The organism is Streptomyces sp. NPDC088923 (genome assembly GCF_044749745.1).
Classification (GTDB): Bacteria; Actinomycetota; Actinomycetes; order Streptomycetales; family Streptomycetaceae; genus Streptomyces.
The window spans coordinates 34628-51930 of sequence record NZ_JBIVIO010000002.1; the positions used below are offsets into that span (position 1 = coordinate 34628).

Genomic DNA, 17303 nt, shown 5'->3' on the forward strand with positions numbered 1-17303 from the left:
GCCGCCACCTTCCTTCTACGTCACGCAACGGCGCGCGACAGGAGCCAGAGGATCATGCGGACCAAGCTGGACGATGCCAAGGACGAGCTGCTCGAACGGGCGGCCCGACTCGCTGAGAACCCGACGACGGGCGGCCACCCGCCGATCACCGTTCCGGCCGGCATCTCGCCGGGGACCCCCGGTTTCGAGAGCGCCCGCGTTCTCCCCTACCTCCAGCGCTACTACCGGCACACCGCCCCCGAGGACGTCGAGGGCCGTGAGCCCGACGACCTCTACGGCGCGGCGCTGGCCCACCTCAAGCTCGCGGCCGAGCGCCCGCAGGGCACGGCGAAGGTACGGGTGCACACCCCGACCGTCGACGAGAACGGCTGGTCGTCCCCGCACTCGGTGGTCGAGGTCGTCACCGACGACATGCCCTTCCTCGTGGACTCCGTGACCAACGAGCTGTCCCGGCAGGGCCGCGGCATCCACGCCGTCGTGCACCCCCAGCTCACCGTCCGCCGCGACCTGGCGGGCAAGCTCGTCGAGGTCTTCCCGGAGCCGCCCGCCGAGGCCGCGCACGACCTGCTCACCGAGTCGTGGATTCACGTCGAGATCGACCGCGAGAGCGACCGCGCCGACCTCGAACAGATCACCACCGCCCTGCTCCGGGTCCTCTCCGACGTCCGCGAGGCCGTCGAGGACTGGGACAAGATGCGCGACTGCGCGCTCCGCGTCGCCGACCACCTCCCCGACGAGTTCCCCAAGGGCCCCGCGTCCGCCGGGCTCAGGGACCAGGAGGTCCAGGAGGCCCGCGAACTGCTCCGCTGGCTCTCCGCCGACCACTTCACCTTCCTCGGCTATCGCGAGTACGACCTCGTCGCCGACGACGCCCTCGCCCCCGTGCCCGGCACGGGCCTCGGCATCCTGCGCTCCGACCCGCACCACGACAGGGCCGAGGAACACCCCGTCAGCCCGAGCTTCGGCCGCCTGCCCGCCGACGCGCGCGCCAAGGCCCGCGAGCACACGCTCCTCGTCCTCACCAAGGCGAACAGCCGCGCCACGGTCCACCGCCGCAGCTACCTCGACTACGTCGGCGTCAAGAAGTTCGACGAGAACGGCGAGGTCATCGGCGAGCGCCGCTTCCTCGGCCTCTTCTCCTCGGCCGCCTACACCGAGTCCGTCAAGCGCGTCCCCGTCGTCCGCCGCAAGGTCGACGAGGTCCTGCGCGCCGCCGGGGTCACCCCGAACAGCCACGACGGCCGCGACCTGCTCCAGATCCTGGAGACGTACCCGCGCGACGAGCTGTTCCAGACGACCCCGGAGGAACTCCTCCCCGTCGTCACCTCCGTGCTCTACCTCCAGGAGCGCCGCCGCCTGCGGCTCTACCTGCGCAAGGACGTCTACGGGCGCTACTACTCCGCGCTCGTCTACCTGCCCCGCGACCTCTACACGACCGAGGTGCGGCTGCGGGTCATCGACATCCTCAAGGAGGAACTGGGCGGCGAGACGGTCGACTTCACCGCCTGGAACACCGAATCCGTCCTCTCCCGGCTGCACTTCGTCGTCCGCGTCGCGCCCGGCACCGAGGTCCCCGACCTCAGCGACGGCGAGGCCGCGCGCATCGAGCAGCGGCTCATCGACGCGACCCGCTCGTGGCTCGACGGCTTCGGCGAGGCGCTGCGCGAGGAGTTCGGCGAGGAACGCGCCGCCGAACTGCTCCGTACCTACGGGCACGCCTTCCCCGAGGGCTACAAGGCCGACCACTCGCCGCGCGCGGCCGTCGCCGACCTCGCCCACCTGGAGGGGCTGCGCGGCGGCGAGGGCACCGAGGACTCCGCCCTCTCGCTCTACGAGCCGCTCGGCGCGGCCCCGCGCCAGAAGCGCTTCAAGATCTACCGCCTCGGTGGCGAGATCTCGCTCTCCTCGGTGCTCCCCGTGCTGACCCGCCTCGGCGTCGAGGTCGTCGACGAGCGCCCGTACGAGCTGCGCTGCGCGGACCGTACGACCGCCTGGATCTACGACTTCGGCCTGCGGATGCCCGACGGCAGCAGCGACCCGATCGGCGAGGAGGCGCGCGAGCGCTTCCAGCAGGCGTTCGGCGCGGTGTGGAGCGGCAAGGCGGAGAACGACGGCTTCAACGCCCTCGTCCTCGGCGCCGGGCTCACCTGGCGGCAGGCGATGGTGCTGCGCGCGTACGCGAAGTACCTGCGCCAGGCGGGCGCGACGTTCAGCCAGGACTACATGGAGGACACCCTCCGCACCAACATCCACACCACCCGCCTGCTCGTCTCGCTCTTCGAGGCGCGCCTGTCGCCCGAGCGCCGCAGCGCGGGGACCGAGCTGACGGACGGGCTGCTCGAAGAGCTGGACGGCGCGCTCGACTCGGTCGCCTCGCTCGACGAGGACCGCATCCTGCGCAGCTTCCTCACCGTCATCAAGGCGACGCTCAGGACCGGGTACTTCCAGAAGGGCGAGGACGGGCAGCCGCACGCCTACGTGTCGATGAAGTTCGACCCGCAGGCCATCCCCGACCTGCCCGCCCCGCGTCCCGCCTACGAGATCTGGGTGTACTCGCCGCGCGTCGAGGGCGTGCACCTGCGCTTCGGAAAGGTCGCGCGCGGGGGGCTGCGCTGGTCGGACCGGCGCGAGGACTTCCGCACCGAGATCCTCGGGCTCGTCAAGGCGCAGATGGTCAAGAACACCGTCATCGTGCCCGTCGGCGCGAAGGGCGGCTTCGTCGCCAAGCAACTGCCCGACCCGGCCCAGGACCGCGACGCCTGGATGGCCGAGGGCGTCGCCGCGTACAAGACCTTCATCTCCGCGCTGCTCGACATCACCGACAACCTCGTCGGCGGCAAGGTCGTCCCGCCGGAGCGCGTCGTGCGGCACGACGGGGACGACACGTACCTCGTCGTCGCGGCCGACAAGGGCACCGCGACCTTCTCGGACATCGCCAACGGAGTCGCCGAGGACTACGGCTTCTGGCTCGGCGACGCCTTCGCCTCGGGCGGCTCGGCCGGGTACGACCACAAGGGCATGGGCATCACGGCGCGCGGCGCCTGGGAGTCCGTCAAGCGGCACTTCCGCGAGCTGGGGCACGACACCCAGACCGAGGACTTCCGCGTCGTCGGCGTCGGCGACATGTCCGGGGACGTCTTCGGCAACGGGATGCTGCTCTCCGAGCACATCCGCCTCGTCGCCGCCTTCGACCACCGGCACATCTTCGTCGACCCCGAGCCCGACGCCGCGACCTCCTACGCCGAGCGCCGCCGCCTCTTCGAGCTGCCCCGCTCGTCCTGGGCCGACTACGACACCCAGCTGCTCTCCACGGGCGGCGGCGTCTTCCCCCGTACCGCCAAGTCGATCCCGGTCAACGCGCACATCCGGCGCGCCCTCGGCATCGACGAAGGCGTCTCCAAGCTCACCCCCGCCGAGCTGATGCGGGCCATCCTCCAGGCTCCCGTGGACCTGCTGTGGAACGGCGGCATCGGCACGTACGTCAAGGCGGGCACCGAGACGGACGCGGAGGTCGGCGACAAGGCGAACGACGCGATCCGCGTCAACGGCGCCGACGTGCGCGCGCAGGTCGTCGGCGAAGGCGGCAACCTCGGGCTCACGCAGCTCGGCCGCATCGAGTTCGCGCGCCAGGGCAACGGCGGCACAGGCGGCAGGATCAACACCGACGCGATCGACAACAGCGCCGGGGTGGACACCTCCGACCACGAGGTGAACATCAAGATCCTGCTCAACGCGGTCGTGCAGAACGGCGACATGACCGTCAAGCAGCGCAACGAGCTCCTCGCGAGCATGACCGACGAGGTCGGCCGGCTCGTCCTGCGCAACAACTACGCGCAGAACGTGGCACTCGCCAACGCCGAGGCCGAGGCGCCGAGCCTGCTCCACGCCCACCAGCGCCTCATGCGCCGCCTCGTCAAGGACGGCCACCTGGACCGTGCCCTTGAGTTCCTGCCCGGCGACCGGCAGGTGCGCGAACTGCTCAACTCCGGGCGCGGGCTCGCCCAGCCGGAGCTGGCCGTGCTCCTCGCGTACACGAAGATCACCGCCGCCGAGGAACTCATCGGCACCTCGCTGCCCGACGACCCCCACCTGCGCCAACTGCTCTTCGCCTACTTCCCCGAGGAGGTCCGCGAGCAGTACGCGGCGCAGATCGAGGCGCACGCGCTGCACCGCGAGATCATCACGACCGTTCTCGTCAACGACACGGTGAACTCCGGCGGCATCTCCTTCCTGCACCGCCTGCGCGAGGAGACCGGCGCTTCGCTGGAGGAGATCGTGCGGGCGCAGCTCGTCGCACGCGAGATCTTCGGCCTCGGCGCCGTGTGGGACGCGGTCGAGCGGCTCGACAACGAGGTGCCCGCCGCTGTCCTCACCCGGATCCGGCTGCACTGCCGCCGGCTCGTCGAGCGCGGGGCGCGCTGGCTGCTCAACAACCGGCCGCAGCCCCTGCAACTCGCCGAGACCGTCGAGGCGTTCCGCGACGACGTGCGCGCGGTCTGGGCACGCCTGCCCGAACTGCTGCGCGGCGCGGACGCCGAGTGGTACGGCTCGATCCTGAAGGAACTGACCGACGAGGGCGTGCCCGAGGAACTCGCCGCGCGCGTCGCGGGCTTCTCCTCGGTCTTCCCCGCGCTCGACGTCGTCGCCGTCGCCGGGCGCACGGGCAGCGAACCGCTCGCCGTCGCGGAGGTCTTCTACGACCTGGCCGACCGGCTCGGGATCACGCAGCTCATGGACCGCATCATCGAACTGCCGCGCGCGGACCGCTGGCAGTCCATGGCGCGCGCCTCGATCCGCGAGGACCTGTACGCGGCCCACGCGGGCCTCACGCAGGACATCCTCGCGGCGGGCGAGCCGGGCGACAGCCCGGAGCGGCGCTTCGAGGTGTGGGCGGGCAAGAACGCGCCGATCCTGACGCGCGCACGGGCGACCCTGGAGGAGATCCAGGGCAGCGACAGCTTCGACCTGGCGAACCTGTCGGTGGCCATGCGGACGATGCGGACGCTGCTGCGGGCGCACGGGTGAGCTGACGCGGTAGTACGGGTACGGGGGCGGTCTCTCGCGAAGGGGCCGCCCCCGTACCCGTATCCGTACCCGCTGTCAGCGCAGCGCCCCCCGGATCACCTTCGCCGCCCTGGACACCACCGACCGGCTCAGGCGGCCCGCCAGCGGGCCGAGCTTCGCCGTGGGGCCCGCGGGGCGCCAGCGGACCTCGATCCGCGCCGAGCCCGCCGCCTCGGGCGAGACCGTCACCACGTGCTCGACGGTCCCGCCGTACGCGCGGGGACGGGAGGAGACCGGGGTGAAGTCGAGCGGGCCCAGGAGCGGCGCGGTGTGGCGCCCGCGCCCCTGCCGCAGTTCGACCACCGGGTGGCGGACGCCGTCGAAGCCCTGGACGGGCAGCGGCGCCTGCCCCGGGTCGAAGCGCACCCGGCCCTCGAAGACGCCGGGGAGCACGGGGTCGATGCGGAAGGCGACCTCGTACCGCCTGCCGCCGGGCGCGAGCGCGAGCCGCGCCACCTGCGGGCCGACCGGGAGCCGCAGGAGCGGGTCGTACGTGCGCACCGTGAACCGCAGGGCCGTGCCGGGGCCCGTCTCCAGGTCCCGTACCTCGTGCCGGAAGAGCGCCGCCGAGAGCGGGCCCGCCTCGACGCCCTCCTCGCTCAGGTCCAGCTCCGTGCGCGCCTCCTGCGACTCGGGCAGCGGCTCGCCCCAGTACACGTGCCCCTCCTCGTCGTGGCTCACGTGCCGGGGGCCGACGGGCAGGCCGAGCCCGCGCGCGGCGCGCCGGGCCTCTTCCAGGCGTCCGTCCCGGACGAGCCGCAGCACGACGCGCTCGGTGCGCGGCAGCCGCGCGTACGCCGCGGGGGAGAGCGTGTCGAGGTACGGGGTGACCAACTCGGCGAAGCCCGTGAGCCATGCGTCGTCGCGGCGCGGCAAGTCGCCCGCGTACATGCGGAAGTCGTGCTTGAGGAACTTGTAGTCCTTCTCCGGGCGGATCGCGCCGTGCCCGCTCGTCCGAAGGAACTCGTCGATGAGCCGCTGGACATGGATGCGGTCGGCGACGTTCTCCAGGCGGTCGCGCTGGTTGGAGATCGACGCGCTCCCGGTGGCCGCGTACGGCTCGATGTACCACACGTACACCGGCTCGGGGATGACCGTGAAGGCGCGCGCGAGGCAGTACGCCTGCGCGGAGAAGAGCTGGTCCTCGTAGTGGATGCCCTCGGGGAAGCGGAGCCCGGCGCGGTCCAGGAAGGCGCGCGCGTACATCTTCGACGTCGACAGGTGCTCGAAGAGGAGCTCCGGCTCCTGGTCGATGCCCTCGACCGTGCGCCGCTCGGTCACCAGGTGGGGCATCCACAAGGAGGTCCTGCCCGTGTCGACCCGGACCCTGCGCACCGCGCCCATCACGAAGTCGACCTCGCGCGCGCGGTGCGCGGCGAGGAGCTTGGCGACGGCGTCTGGCGGGAGTTCGTCGTCGCTGTCGAGGAACATCACGTACGGGGCCGTCGAGACGTCGAGGGCGCGGTTGCGCGGGGCGCTGCACCCGCCGCTGTTCTCGGGCAGGCGCAGGTGGCGCACGCGCGGGTCGGCGGCGGCCAGCGAGCGCGCGACCTCGGGGGTCGTGTCGGTGGAGTGGTCGTCGCTGATGACGACTTCGAGGGCGCGGTGACTCTGCGCGAGGGCGCTGCGCACGGCGCGGGGCAGGCGGTCGGCGTCGTTGAAGGCGATGACGACGACGGCGACGTCGGGGGGCGGCGGCTGTGTCGCCGAAGTCGCCGCCACGGCAGGGTTGTTCTTCTGATCGGTCGTCGGCGTCGCGGTCATGCGGACACGGCCTCCTCGGGGTGGGGAGCGGGAGTGCGTTCCGAAAGCGGCAGCACCGGCGGGAGTTCGGCGTCCGGGGTGCCCAGGAACACGCGCCGGACGACGCGTTCGGCGGCGCGTCCGTCGTCGAAGGCGCAGAACCGCTCCCGGAAGGCGGTGCGTGCCGCGTGCGCGGCGGCGTCGCGCCAGGCCTCGCCCGCGAGGATCTCGGTCAGCTCCTCCTCGCTGCGGGCGACCGCGCCGGGGGGCCGCTCCAGGAGGTCGAAGTAGACGCCGCGCGTGGCCTGGTAGATCTCCCAGTCGTCGGCGTAGACCACGATCGGGCGGTCCAGGTGGGCGTAGTCGAACATGATCGAGGAGTAGTCCGTGACGAGCGCGTCGGCAGCGAGGGCCAGTTCCTCCACCGGCTCGTACGCGGAGACGTCGAGCACCCGGCGGGTCGCGCGCAGCCCGGCCAGCTCGCTCGGGCTGGAGGAGTAGAAGTAGTGCCCGCGCACGAGCAACACCGTGCCGGGGCCGAGGCGTTCGGTGAGGCGGGCGAGGTCGAGCCGGGGGTGCCACTCGCTCTCGTAGTCGCGGTGCGTCGGCGCGTACAGCACGGCCCGCACCCCGGGCGCGATGCCGAGCCGCGCCCGCACGGCACGTACCAGCTCCGGGCCGGCCGTGTAGTACACGTCGTTGCGCGGATAGCCGTGCTCCAGCTCGGTGTACCCGGAGGGGTAGGCGTGGCGCCACATGAGCGTCGAGTGCCGGTTCGAGGTGAGGCTGTAGTCCCACTTGTCGACGCGGCGCAGCAACTGCCGGAAGTCCAGCCCGTGCGCGGCGGCCGGGTAGGGCATCTGGTCCAGGCCCATGCGCTTGAGCGGGGTGCCGTGGTGCGTCTGGAGGTGGAGCTGCCCGGGCCGCTTCTCCCAACCCGTGGGAAAGTTGACATTGTTGACGAGGTACGTGGCGCGGCCCATCGCCTCCTGGTAGCGGGGCGTGCCCGGCACGACGTGCTCGGTCCCCGGCGGCAGCAGCGGCACGCGGGCCCGGCCACTGATCCACACGGGCTTGATGTGCGGGGCGATCTCGGCGAGCTTCGCGGCGATCGCGCCCGGGTTGCAGGTCACGCCCCTGTTCCAGTACGCGGTGAACACGGCGAGGTCCGGGTCGAGCGGCGCCTTGCGGGCGGCGCGGCCGCGGTGCGCGCGGACCTTCGCGCCGACCCTGCGCTTCTGCTTCAGCGCCAGCGAACGCCAGTGCCTGCGCCGGTCGTTGAACTCGGCGAGCCGCACGTAGCGCTCGTACGAGCCCGCTTCGAGCAGCTTCTGCCGCACCCCCTCGACGCCCTCGGGCGCCCGGTGGCCCTCCGGCTTGCAGGCGCGCGCGGCCTCGGCCGCCGCGAAGAAGAACCCCCGGTCGTGGCCCCGCTGTTCGCGGGCGATGATGTGCAGCCAGTCCTCGGTCATGAGGTCGTAGAGCGTGCGGCGCAGCGGCGCGGTCGCGGGGCCCGGCTCCAGGAGGCGGTACGCGGCCACGTACGGCTCGACGCGGCCCTCGGGGCCGCTCGCGGCGGGCGGCGGGAGCGTCGCGGCGCGCTGGGTGCGCGCGTCGAGCGCGAGCTGGTCGCTGCACGCGACGCGGTCGGCGAGGAGCAGCAGCGCGTACGCCGTGTACAGCGCGTTCCCCGCCGTGAGCACCTCCTCGTGCGCCCGCCAGAACGAGGCGCGCACGAGGCGCGTGCCGAGCAGCGGCGCGAGACGGAGCAGCCCGGGGAGCGTCACGAGCGGCAGCGGGCTGTGCCCCGCCTTGTCCAGGAGGGGACCGTCAGGGGAGGGGGTGCCGTCGGTCGACCACGTCGAGCGCGTGTGGTTGAGGAGGATCACGTCGGCGCGGTGGCGGCCCGCGGGGACCGAGCAGAGCTGGATCGCGCCGGTCAGCGCGTGCAGGCTCCCCGCCGGGAGCCGGTCCCGGCCCGCGACGAACTGCAACCACTCGCCGCCCGCCCGCCGCGCCCCCGCGACGCGCGCCTGCGCCTCGGTGGTGCCCTCGGGCACCTCGACGACGACGAGCGGCCCGTCCCTCGCCACCGCCCGCGCGGTCGCCTCGCGCGCTTCCGCGTCGGTCGGCACGACGACGACCTCGGCCCCGGGCTCCCGGCCCCCGCGGCGGCCGTCCCCGCCGTCCCCGCCGTCTCCGGGCGGGGGGAGCTGACGCAGCACCCCGGCCAGGCACTCGGCGAAGGAGCCGCGGACGTCGGGTCCGTGAACGATGACGGTGACACGTGGCGGCACGGTGGGGCCCCTTTCCCTCGGCACTGGTCAGTGTGCGTCCGGAAAGGGGCGGTTTCCTGCGGTGTGGGCTGTTCGGGTGGCGGGTGAGCCCGGGGGCGGCGGGCCCGCGACGGGTCCGGGCCCGCCGGGGACCTGGGCCCCGCCGGTGTCAGCGCGCCGAGAACTTCTCGTACTCCCGCAGGACCTCCGCCGTGGGCCCGTCCATCCGCAGTTCCCCGTGCTCCAGCCACAGCGCCCGCTCGCACGTGTCCCGGATCGACTTGTTGCTGTGGCTCACGAGGAACACCGTCCCGGCCTGCTCGCGCAGCTGCCTGATCCGCGCCTCGGAGCGCTTGCGGAAGCTCGCGTCGCCCGTCGCGAGCGCCTCGTCCACGAGGAGCACGTCGTGGTCCTTGACGGCCGCGATCGAGAAACGCAGCCGCGCCGACATCCCGGAGGAGTACGTGCGCATCGGCAGGCTCGCGAAGTCGCCCTTCTCGTTGATCCCCGAGAACTCGATGATCTGCGGCGCCCGCTCACGCACCTCCGCGCGGCTCATGCCCATCGCGAGGCCGCCCAGCTCGATGTTCCGCTCGCCCGTGAGGTCGTTCATGAGCGCCGCGTTGACGCCGAGGAGCGAGGGCTGCCCGTCCGTGTAGATGCGGCCCGACTCGACGGGGAGCAGCCCGGCGATCGCCTTGAGCAGCGTCGACTTCCCGGAGCCGTTGCTCCCGATGAGCCCGATCGCCTCGCCGCGCCACGCCGTGAACGACACGTTCCGCACGGCGTGCACCTGCCGCCCGCCGGGCCCCTGGCGCCGTACGAGCCGGTTCAGCGCGGCGGTCGCCGAGCCGCGCCCGCCCTTGGCGCCGTTGACGCGGTAGACGATGTCGACGTTCTCGGCGATGACGGTGGGGCGGCGGGCACCGGCGGCGGGTGCGGCGGCATCGGCGGGAGCATCAGCGGGGACGGGGGCCCCGGCGGGGGTGCGGCCGCCGGTGGGAGCGGGGCTCCCCTGGGCCGCGGGGGTCGTCTTCTCCGTACGAGTCTCAGCCACGTCCGTACCTCTCCTCGGCCTTCCAGAAGTAGACGAAGCCGCCGACGCCGCTCAGCAGCGCCCAGCCGAGGGCGATGGCCCACACGTGCGGCGGGAGCTGGTCGGCGTGGAAGCTGTCGATGAGCGCGAAGCGCGTGAGGTCGATGAAGACCGCCGTGGGATTGCACTGCATAACCGTGTGCACCCAGCCCGGCAGGTCGTGCTTGGCGAGCATGTGGTTGAGGCTGAACATCACGCCGGAGGTGTACATCCAGGTCCGCGTGATGAACGGCATGAGCTGCGCGACGTCCGGCGTCTTCGCGCCGACGCGCGCCAGAATGAGCGCGAGCCCCGTGTTGAAGACGAACTGGAGCACCAGCGCGGGCACCACGAGCACCCACGAGGGCCGCGGCCACACACCGAAGGCGAAGAGGATCACGACGAGCGCGATCATCGAGTACAGGAGCTGCTGGAGCTGCTGGAGCGCGAACGAGATCGGCAGCGAGGCGCGCGGGAAGTGCAGCGCGCGGACGAGGCCGAGGTTGCCGGAGATCGCGCGGGTGCCCGCCATGGCGCACGACTGCGTGAACGTGAAGATGAAGACGCCGGTGACGAGGAACGGCACGAAGTCGGGCACGCCCCGGCTGGTGCCGAGCAGCAGGCCGAAGATCAGCAGGTAGACGCCCGCGTTGAGGAGCGGGGTCATGACCTGCCAGAGCTGGCCGAGCTTCGCCTGGCTGTACTGCGCGGTCAGCTTCGCGGTCGAGAAGGCGAGGATGAAGTGCCGCCTGCTCCACAGCTGCCGCACGTACTCCGCGAGCGGGGGCCGCGCGCCGCTGACGGAGAGGCCGTAACGGGCGGCGAGCTGGGCGCCGCTCAGCTCCGCGTCGGGACCGCCGCCGGTCGCGGGGAGGCCGGGAGCCGCGGTGGCGCCCGTCGCGGCCCCCGGCGGGGGGTCCTGCCGTGGGGGGAGGGGATCGAGAACCTGGCTCACACGCGCCGCCTTCGCTGGGGGACGTCGGTACGTCGTAGGTACGCCGTTACGTCGGAACGCAACCGTATCGTCGTTGCGCAGCCTAGGCCGGTAGGACGTCGCAACGCAACCGTTTCGTCGTGCCCCGCCTATGCTGAAAGGCATGGCGAGTGGCGCGAAGGAAGACGGCGGGGAAACGGACGGGGCGGAGGCGGTGCCCGGCGGCCGTGCGGGTGCGGGCGACGGCGGCGGTACGGGTGCGGGTGAGGGCGGCGCCGCGGCGGCCTCCTCCGGCAAGGCGCGGCGGGCCCCCGCCGGTGCCGCAGTGCTGCGCGAGGACGTCACCGAGGCGATCCGCGCCGCCGTCTTCGCCGAGCTGGCCGCCGTCGGCTACGGGCGCATGTCGATCGAGGGCGTGGCGCGCCGCGCGGGCGTCGGCAAGACGGCCGTCTACCGCCGCTGGCGCTCGAAACTGCACCTCGTGCTCGACCTGGTCTCCGCGATAGCCCTCCAGGGCCTGCCCGCGCCCGACACGGGATCGCTCGAAACGGACCTGCGCCTGCTCTACGAGGTCGCTTCGCGCGCCTTGCGCCATCCGGCGGCGTCCCAGATCGTCCCCGACCTCTTCGCCGAGGCGGCGCGCAATCCGGACCTCCAGGAGGCCCTGGAGAAGGCCCTGCGCGAGGCACAGCGCAGCGTGGCCCAGGGCGTCCTGGACGCGGCGGCGGCGCGTGGCGAGATCCGCGCGGCCTTGGACCGCGACCTCGCCCTCGACCTGATCACGGGCCCGCTGTACTGGCGCGTCCTGGTCGTCCGCACCAGGACGAACCGCGGCTACCCGGCGGCCCTGGCGAAGACGGTCGCGGCGGGGCTGCGCGGGGCGTGAGCACGGAGCGCGTGAATACGGAGCGCGTGAACACGGAGCGCGTGAACACGGAGCGCGTGAATACGGAGCGCGTGAACACCGTGACGCTGGACCTGTGGCGCCGCCGCCTGGGCGCGGTGCCGCCCGAGGTCCTGACCCGTACGGACCTCACGACGCTGATCCTCGCGGACAACGACCTCACCGCGCTCCCGCCCGCCCTCGCGAGGCTGACCGCCCTGCGCACGCTGGACCTCGGCCACAACGCTCTGACCGAACTGCCGTCCGCGCTCGGCTCGTTGACGGGCATGGACGGCTGCCTGTACGTGCACGACAACCGCCTGACGCAACTCCCCGCCTCGCTCGGCGCCCTGACCCGCCTCCGCTACCTGAACGCGGGTGAGAACCCGCTGCGCGCACTCCCCGACACACTCGGCCGCATGGCCGGTCTCCTGGAACTGCGCGTACGCGAAGCGGAGTTGACGCACCTGCCGGACTCCCTCGGAAGCCTGACCCGTCTCCGCGAACTCCACCTCGGAGCGAACCGCCTGACGAGCCTCCCGCCCACGCTCGCGGGCCTGCGGGAACTGCGCCTCCTGGAACTGCGCGACAACGCGCTGACCACCCTCCCCCCGGCCCTCGCCCACCTCCCCCGCCTGCGCCACCTGGACCTGCGGGGCAACCGCCTCACAGCGCTCCCGCCCTGGATCACGTCCCTCCCGGCCCTGGAGAAACTGGACCTGCGCTGGAACCCGTGCGAGATCCCGGCGGGGCTGGCGGGGGAACTGGAGGCGAGGGGCTGCTTCGTCCTGAGGTGAGGGCGCTACCGGAGCAAGGCGTCCCGTCCGGCCTCGTCAGGAAAGCGGGAACCAGAGTGACAACCGCTTCGCGATCTCCGGGACGCCGATCGTGTCCTGGGCGACGTCCTCGACGAACGGGCCCGCTTCCGAGGCCGGCGGCGGAGCGGTGTCCGCGCTCCCGCCGTTGACGCGGAGGAAGACGCGCATGGCGAGCCAGGCGGTGCGCTTGTTGCCGTCGGTCAGGGCGTGGTTGCGGGCGACGGCGTGCAGCAGGGCCGCCGCTTTCTCGTGCGGTGTCGGGTACAGCTCGACTCCGAAGACATCGGTGCGCGGACGCTCGATCGCCGACACGAGGAGTCCCATGTCGCGCACGCTGTGTGCCGTGCCGTTCACCGCGCGGGCGATGGCCAGGATCTCGTCGACCTGGAGGTAACGGACTTCGGTCACTTCAGGTAGTCCAGGATCTCCGCGTCGCTGGTCATCAGCTCGGCCAGGACGTCCTCGACCCTGAGCTCGGTCCGCTCCTGGGCCTGGCGAATGGCCTCGATGGCCAGCTCCTGCTTGCTGCGCCCTTCGCGCCGGGCGCGTTCGGTGAGCTTCGCGTCGAGGTCCTCGGGGAGCCGTAGTGTCATCGCCATGAGTCGATGATACCGCTCTGGTATCAGTCGTCGCCGAAGCCGGAGGGTTCCGCCGTACGGCGGGGGAGTGGGGGCCGCGAGCCGTCGTCACCGGGAAGCGGCCCGCGCACCCCGTCCCCGAGGACTACTGCGGCTTGAAGGACCGGATCTGGTAGTTGCCCTGGAGGTTGCCCTTGCCGTTCTTCGGCGTGGAGCCGACACGGTGCTTGTAGTTGGTCTGGGTGTAGTACTGGACGCGGTGGCCGGTGCGGTTGAAGACGGAGCGGACGTTCTTGCCGCGCTGGATGAACGAGCAGTTGTCGGCGGTGTTGGCCAGCTTCGACTGGGACCACTGACACCGGGCCCCGGTCCCGTTCCAGCCGTCGTAGACGCAGAAGTACCCGGGGTTGCAGCTGTAGGCCGCCGGACTCTGCCGGGGTGCGGCGGAAGCCGCCGGGACCGCGCCGAGCGCCGCCACGCTCAGGGCGACGGCGGACACGGCGAGCGAAGACATACGGCGCATGAGGCGCTCCTCTGACTGGTCGGAAGGCTCTCCCCCTGCCGCGAACAGCCTCACCACCCCACCCCCGGCGAAAACGCCCCACCACCCCAGCACACACCACCGACCCGTCCCCCGACCGCCCGCGAGCGCGTCCCCGCGCCCCCTCACCCCACCCCCACCCACCTCCCCACCTTCCGCCGCACCACGTCCCCCATGCCCCGTGCTCCCGGGGCGACGCGTAGTGCCAGGGCGGCGGAGTGGGTGGCGTAGGGGTGGATCAGGACGAGGCCGTGGCGGCGGCTCGGGATGGCGGTGCGGCGCAGGTGGCCCGAGGAGGGGAGGGCGCGGGGGCGGGTGGTGCGCGTGGTGCCGTCCGCGAAGGCGAGCATCAGCCACACGTCCCACGTGCCCGCCTCCAGCTCCGTCAGGCGCAGGCGGAGCGAGGCCGTCCAGGTGCCGGGGGTCGGCCCCGCGGCCAGGCTCGCGCTGCGGCGCTGGACGACGCGGCCCGTGTCGCGGTGGACCAGCGCCGCCTGGACCGCGACCGGCCCCGCGTCCTCGACCCGCCCGTACAGCTCGTGCAGGCGCAGCCGCAAGCGGCTGCCGCGCGCCGCGGGCTTCAGGATCGCGTCCACCGCGAGCGGCAGGCGGTCCATCGGAGTGCGCTCCAGGCGGGCGAGCGAGACGCCGGGCAGGTCGGCGGCCCACACCGGGGAACCGGCCTCGTCGCGCGCGTACGGGGGCAGGAGGCGTGACGGCTTCGAGACGAGGTCGCGCAGGCGGCCCAGATCGCGCGGCGCGAGCGCGTTCCGCACCACCGCCGCGGCCGTGCGCGCCGGAGCGACCGCCGCGGCGATGTCCGCGGGCGAGAACGCCGTCAGGTAGGCGCGCGTCAGGTCCCACCAGGCGCGCTGGTACGAGGGGTCGTGACGCGGCAACTCCCGTACGTACATGCGCAGTCCGCGATCCAGGAACCCCGCGCGCGCCGCCCGCACGAGGCGCGGCTGCCCGGACAGCTCGGCCACCGCCTGCCGGTGCGCCCGCACCCGTGCGTGCCAGTTCTCGACGCCGTCCCGGTCGAGCGAGAGCGAGCGGCGCCGCTCGTCCCGCCGTACGTGCCAGACGTAGACCCGGTCCGGTACGAGCACCATGCGCGGGCGGGCCGCGAGGACCCGTGCCGTGAAGACGAAGTCCTCGTAGAGGTAGCGCCCCGGCGGGAAGCGGATCGCGTGGGCGCGCAGGAACTCCGTGCGGTACAGCTTGTTCACGCACAGCGTGTCGGCGGCGATCCGGGGGAGCGCCGAGGGCTCGCCGAGCGTGCGCTCCTTCGCGTACAGCTCGCGCTGCCAGGGGAGTTCACGCCCGCCCGGCAGCTCGCGGCGCACGCACAGGCCGCCCGCCACGTCCGCGTCGTGCGCCTCGGCCGCGCGCAGGAGGGCCCGCACCGCGCCGGGCGGGAGCACGTCGTCGCTGTCGAGGAAGAGGACGTACGGCGCCGTCGCGAGCTCCAGGCCCTCGTTGCGCGGGGTCCCGCAGCCGCCGCTGTTGACCGTGCGGCGCACGACGCGCAGGCGCGGCTCGCGCGCGGCGAGACGGTCGAGCAGGCGAGGGCTGTCGTCCGTCGAGCAGTCGTCGACGGCGATCACCTCGCGGACCTCATCGCCCTGCCCGCACGCCGAGTCGACCGCTTCGGCGAGGTGCGCGGCGTCGTTGTAGCCGATCACGACGACCGAGACACCGCCCTCGGGGGTCATCGCGAACTCCCCTCTCGCGCGGGGAGTTTGGCGAGTACCTCGCCCGTATCGCGGCTGAAGTCCAGCACCTTCGCCTCCTTCGGGACCCGCTGCCACCGCGAGAGCAGCAGCCACCGGACGTCGTACCGCCGCGCGATCTCCGCGCGCTCCGCCGCGCCCGCCCGCCCCGACAGGTACCGGTGCGTCGCCCGCCACCGCGCCCGCCGCTCCTTCTCGGGCAGCGCGGGGTCCGACCACACGGGCGCGACCGTGTCGATCCCGAAGCCCGGCAGGCTCCGCACGCCTTCGCGCTGGTCGGTCAGGACCGGCTCGCCCGGACGGACGGACGAGGCGGCCCACGCGTACGAGGCCCACTCGGGCAGCCGCCGCGTCTGCGGCGGGGTCCACTTCTCCGGCAGTACGGCGCCGGACTGCGCGAACACGAAGCCCGTCCCCGCCGCCGCCACGACCGCCAGCCCCTTCAGGGCCCGCCCGCGCCCCGCCCGCGTCACCTCCACGGCCACCGCGACCTGCGCGGGCAGCACGGCGAGGCCGAGGACCCGCCCGTACGTGAAGTGCCCCGACCCCCAGCCGTACGCCGCGACGGCGACGCACGCCGCGCACATCCACGTGAGCGCGTCGCGCGGGTCGCGGCGCAGGCGCAGCGCGAAGGCGGGGAGCGCGAGGAGGCCGAGGAGCCAGAAGCGCGCGAGGACGTCGGTGTAGAGCGCGGCGTGGGTGGGATCGAGCACGGCGGAATCGGCGCCGAGCATGAGGACGTCGAACCAGGGGAGCCAGGCGAGCGCGACGAGGAGGCCTCCGACGGGGACGGGCCACCAGGCCGCCCAGGCGCGGAGGGCGGTACGGGCGGAGGCGGTGCGCGCGGAGGTGGCGTGCCGTACGGGGCTGTCGGCTCCGCCGCGTACCCGCGCGAGCACCAGCACCGCCGCCCCCAGCACCCCGGCCACCCCGCTCACCGGGTGCACGAGCAGCAGCACCCCGCACAGCGCCCCGAGCCCGCCCCGCGCCCACCGCGAGGGCGGGTCCGCGCGCTCGGGGTCGGTCAGCTGCGCCGCGTACGCCCAGGTCAGGAGGGCGAGGCCGAGTGCGAAGGTGCTCGGGTAGCCGGCCACCACCGGGAGCGAGACGAGCCCGGCGAAACCGCTCCACGCGAGTGGCTCCGTCCCCCACAGCGTCACCAGGAGCGCCAGGGCGATCGTCGAGGCCCAGCGGCTGGCGGTGAACCGCTTCACGAAGGCGTTGAGCCCGAGCAGCACCACGAGCAGGTTCACGGGTGCGGCGAGCCGCACCGTCTCCCAGCCGCTCAGCCCGAAGAGCCGCGCGAGCACCCCCTCGGCGAGCGCGTACGGCGAGTAGTACGGGCTGCCCGCGCCCGGCAGGTCCGCCGCCGGGTGGCGCGGGTGCAGGAGGCTCGCGCGCAGCCGTTCGACGACCGCCGCGTGCTGCCCGAGGTCGCAGCACGCCTGCACCGACAGCGCGAGGAGGCTGACGCCGATCCAGAAGAGCCCGCCGAAGACGAAGAAGGGGGTGGGCCGCCAGCGGCCGAGCGCGCGGCTCGCGGTCGCGCCCGGCGGATTGCGGCGCCGGTGGAGGCGGGGCGGTGAGGAGGGCGGGGCGGGGGTGCGCGGGGTGGGGTCGTGCGGGGTGCGCGGGGCCCGGGCGTCGGTGGAATCCAC

12 protein-coding genes are annotated in these 17303 nt (G+C 73.3%); 3 read left to right on the forward strand and 9 right to left on the reverse strand.

All coding sequences use genetic code 11. The features are described from left to right. Nucleotides 1-54 precede the first annotated feature (54 nt). Nucleotides 55-5025: an NAD-glutamate dehydrogenase gene (locus ACIP4O_RS11335; protein WP_401574008.1), complete on the forward strand. Its 4971-nt coding sequence runs from the start codon at nt 55-57 to the stop codon at nt 5023-5025. Nucleotides 5026-5100: 75 nt separating this feature from the next. Here the strand turns inward: ACIP4O_RS11335 and ACIP4O_RS11340 are convergent, their stop codons facing one another. The 4 genes from ACIP4O_RS11340 to ACIP4O_RS11355 all read right to left on the reverse strand — a co-directional run bounded on the left by ACIP4O_RS11340 (nt 5101) and on the right by ACIP4O_RS11355 (nt 11113). Further along, the gene (locus ACIP4O_RS11340; RefSeq protein WP_401574010.1) at nt 5101-6828 is read right to left on the reverse strand and encodes a glycosyltransferase family 2 protein; all 1728 of its coding nucleotides are present in this window, start codon (nt 6826-6828) and stop codon (nt 5101-5103) included. Continuing rightward, nucleotides 6825-9104 (reverse strand): CDP-glycerol glycerophosphotransferase family protein, encoded by a 2280-nt coding sequence (locus tag ACIP4O_RS11345; RefSeq protein WP_401574011.1) that lies wholly within the window; start codon nt 9102-9104, stop codon nt 6825-6827. The genes ACIP4O_RS11340 and ACIP4O_RS11345 overlap by 4 nt, the downstream gene beginning before the upstream one ends. A 148-nt stretch (nt 9105-9252) precedes the next feature. Next, nucleotides 9253-10140, reverse strand: a complete 888-nt coding sequence (locus ACIP4O_RS11350; protein ID WP_401574013.1) for an ABC transporter ATP-binding protein — start codon at nt 10138-10140, stop codon at nt 9253-9255. Next, nucleotides 10133-11113 (reverse strand): ABC transporter permease, encoded by a 981-nt coding sequence (locus tag ACIP4O_RS11355; protein WP_401574015.1) that lies wholly within the window; start codon nt 11111-11113, stop codon nt 10133-10135. The genes ACIP4O_RS11350 and ACIP4O_RS11355 overlap by 8 nt, the downstream gene beginning before the upstream one ends. A 130-nt stretch (nt 11114-11243) precedes the next feature. Between ACIP4O_RS11355 and ACIP4O_RS11360 the strand changes: the two genes are divergently transcribed. Both ACIP4O_RS11360 and ACIP4O_RS11365 read left to right on the forward strand, forming a co-directional pair. Further along, nucleotides 11244-11978, forward strand: coding sequence for a TetR/AcrR family transcriptional regulator (locus tag ACIP4O_RS11360; RefSeq protein ID WP_401574017.1), 735 nt, complete (start codon nt 11244-11246; stop codon nt 11976-11978). A gap of 71 nt (nt 11979-12049) precedes the next feature. Then, on the forward strand, nt 12050-12772 hold the full coding sequence (locus ACIP4O_RS11365; RefSeq protein WP_401574019.1) for a leucine-rich repeat domain-containing protein: 723 nt from the start codon (nt 12050-12052) through the stop codon (nt 12770-12772). A 36-nt stretch (nt 12773-12808) separates the two neighbouring features. On the opposite strand, the gene ACIP4O_RS11370 is transcribed toward ACIP4O_RS11365, so the two are convergent. The 5 genes from ACIP4O_RS11370 to ACIP4O_RS11390 form a co-directional block, all read right to left on the reverse strand. Beyond that, nucleotides 12809-13201, reverse strand: coding sequence for a type II toxin-antitoxin system death-on-curing family toxin (locus ACIP4O_RS11370; protein WP_401574021.1), 393 nt, complete (start codon nt 13199-13201; stop codon nt 12809-12811). Continuing rightward, the gene (locus tag ACIP4O_RS11375) at nt 13198-13392 is read right to left on the reverse strand and encodes a ribbon-helix-helix protein, CopG family (RefSeq protein WP_361331981.1); all 195 of its coding nucleotides are present in this window, start codon (nt 13390-13392) and stop codon (nt 13198-13200) included. Before ACIP4O_RS11375 ends, ACIP4O_RS11370 begins: the two co-directional genes overlap by 4 nt. A 124-nt stretch (nt 13393-13516) precedes the next feature. Continuing rightward, on the reverse strand, nt 13517-13894 hold the full coding sequence (locus ACIP4O_RS11380) for a peptidase inhibitor family I36 protein (RefSeq protein ID WP_401574024.1): 378 nt from the start codon (nt 13892-13894) through the stop codon (nt 13517-13519). A 143-nt stretch (nt 13895-14037) separates the two neighbouring features. After that, nucleotides 14038-15627: a glycosyltransferase gene (locus ACIP4O_RS11385; RefSeq protein ID WP_401574026.1), complete on the reverse strand. Its 1590-nt coding sequence runs from the start codon at nt 15625-15627 to the stop codon at nt 14038-14040. Next, nucleotides 15624-17303, reverse strand: coding sequence for a hypothetical protein (locus ACIP4O_RS11390; RefSeq protein ID WP_401574028.1), 1680 nt, complete (start codon nt 17301-17303; stop codon nt 15624-15626). Before ACIP4O_RS11390 ends, ACIP4O_RS11385 begins: the two co-directional genes overlap by 4 nt.

Bases quoted from the DNA above. Each gene is read 5' to 3' on its own strand.
- ACIP4O_RS11335 (WP_401574008.1), top strand. From the start codon at position 55: ATGCGGACCAAGCTGGACGATGCCAAGGACGAGCTGCTCGAACGGGCG.
- ACIP4O_RS11340 (WP_401574010.1), bottom strand. From the start codon at position 6,828: ATGACCGCGACGCCGACGACCGATCAGAAGAACAACCCTGCCGTGGCG.
- ACIP4O_RS11360 (WP_401574017.1), top strand. From the start codon at position 11,244: ATGCTGAAAGGCATGGCGAGTGGCGCGAAGGAAGACGGCGGGGAAACG.
- ACIP4O_RS11375 (WP_361331981.1), bottom strand. From the start codon at position 13,392: ATGGCGATGACACTACGGCTCCCCGAGGACCTCGACGCGAAGCTCACC.
- ACIP4O_RS11380 (WP_401574024.1), bottom strand. From the start codon at position 13,894: ATGCGCCGTATGTCTTCGCTCGCCGTGTCCGCCGTCGCCCTGAGCGTG.
- ACIP4O_RS11385 (WP_401574026.1), bottom strand. From the start codon at position 15,627: ATGACCCCCGAGGGCGGTGTCTCGGTCGTCGTGATCGGCTACAACGAC.